The sequence below is a fragment of the Streptomyces chiangmaiensis genome, assembly GCF_036281785.1.
Lineage (GTDB): Bacteria > Actinomycetota > Actinomycetes > Streptomycetales > Streptomycetaceae > Streptomyces > Streptomyces chiangmaiensis.
Genome location: NZ_JAYWVC010000520.1, coordinates 1 through 1,737 on the forward strand (window position 1 = coordinate 1; position 1,737 = coordinate 1,737).

1 protein-coding gene is annotated in these 1,737 nt (G+C 67.2%); it reads right to left on the bottom strand.

Features of this window, described 5'->3' with window-relative positions; genetic code table 11:
- Positions 1–1,500: PAS domain S-box protein (locus VXC91_RS45140; RefSeq protein ID WP_329513135.1), on the bottom strand; the 1,500-nt coding region annotated here is incomplete at its 3' end.
- Positions 1,501–1,737 lie beyond the last annotated feature (237 nt).

Sequence of the window (1,737 nt, forward strand, 5' to 3'; positions counted from 1 at the left end):
AACGAGCGCCACCCGCGCGCCGGACAGCGGGATCACGTCGAACCAGTCGCCGCCGACACCGTGGTCCACGTCCGCGGGCAGGTAGCGCGACGCCACTTCGACCGCCGTGCCGCCCCTCAACCGGTGAGGGAGCAAGGCGCGTTGGAGCGCGAGGGCGGTGGTGTCTTTGCGAGTGTACTGGCGGGCGTTGTCCAACACGTGCGCGGCGCGGTCGACGAGTTCTTCGGCCAGGAGCAGATCGGCCTCATGGAACGGCACGGGATCCTTGGTGCGTACGAACAGTGCCACGCCCAGCAGGGCGCGTCGTGCACGGATGGGCACGACCATGATCGAGTGCATGCCGTTCTCGCGGACCCTGTGCGCCTGTTCCGGCACCTTGTCGACCCATGTGCCCGAAGCGGTGTCCAGGACCGGCTCCAGGTGGGACTTCCCGGCAAGCATCACGGCGGGGAGGGGTGAGGCGGGAGGCACGTTGACCGGCTCGCCGCGCATCCATGGGGATTCCGGCACGCCTTGGTGGATCGAGGCCAGACCGGCTCGCCGGAAAGCAGGGAGGCGATTGCCCGTCGAACCGATGCGAACCGGGGGCCCCTCCCCGAACAAGACCGACTGCTCCAGGTCCACGGAGACGTAGTCGGCGAGCAGCGGCACGGCAAGGTCGGCCAGTTCCTGGCTGGCCTGCATCACATCCAGGGCGCTGCCCAGACGCGCACCAGCCTCGCTGAGGACGGCGAGGCACTTGCGCGACCGCCGGCACTTAAGGACGTCAACGCTGATGACGCATACCCCCAGCGATTCGCCGTCGGCGCCCTGGAGGCACTGGAACGAAGCCGCGAACGGCTTCTCGGCGCCCTGGCTCGTCGGCAGCCACGTCCGGTAGTCATAGACCTGAGTCGCACCGTTTTGGAGGACCTGCCGCATGACCGCCTCAATTGTCTCGGCATCGGCACCGGGCACCACCTCCGTGAACCGACGTCCGAGGCGCCGGTCACGGGGAAGGCCGTCGTAGCTCTCAGGAACGTCGTTGGCGTAGGCGGACCGCAGTTGCAGGTCCCAAATGCCGACAGCGATCGGCGCGCGGGCGAGCAGCGACCCCCGCACCGAGCTGTCTATCGCGTCCCCGGACTGCGGGGCGGTGTCGGTCACGGACGCGAGCCATCGCGTTGTCCCGTCCTGGCCGCGCAACGTCGTGATCCGCACGCTGACGTCGAGCACCCGGCCGTCCCGGTGGCGCACCGCTGTCGCCCCTGACCAGCCGTTTTCGGCATGACACTGCTCCACGAACGCCGATGTCGTCGTCGCTTCCCTGAGGGATGGCAGCACGAGTGTGGCGGACCGACCGAAGATGTCGCCGGCGGAGTATCCGAAGAGGCGTTCAGCGGTGTGTGTCCATGCGACGACCGTCCCCTTCTCGTCGAGCAGCGCGATTGCCGTGTCGGATATGTCAGACGCGTTCAACTGCTTACCGAGTGTCACTGCGTCGAGGCTGGTCGTAGTCATCGAGTGCCGTCCTCGGGGGTCTGGGAAAGCCGGCGGTATGGGGCTCGAGTGATGTGCCCCTTTTGCATCGAATGACCAGATAATGGTCTATTTTGTGACAGTGCTGCAGCCGTGACTGATGCTGCTCCCGTCATTCAGGTCGTCGGGCTGCCGGCCGGGTGAAGCTCCACGTTGCCGACTGGCCCGCCCTACCTCCGGGCGACGATTGCGCGCACCTAGAACTGCAGCTCGTCGCGG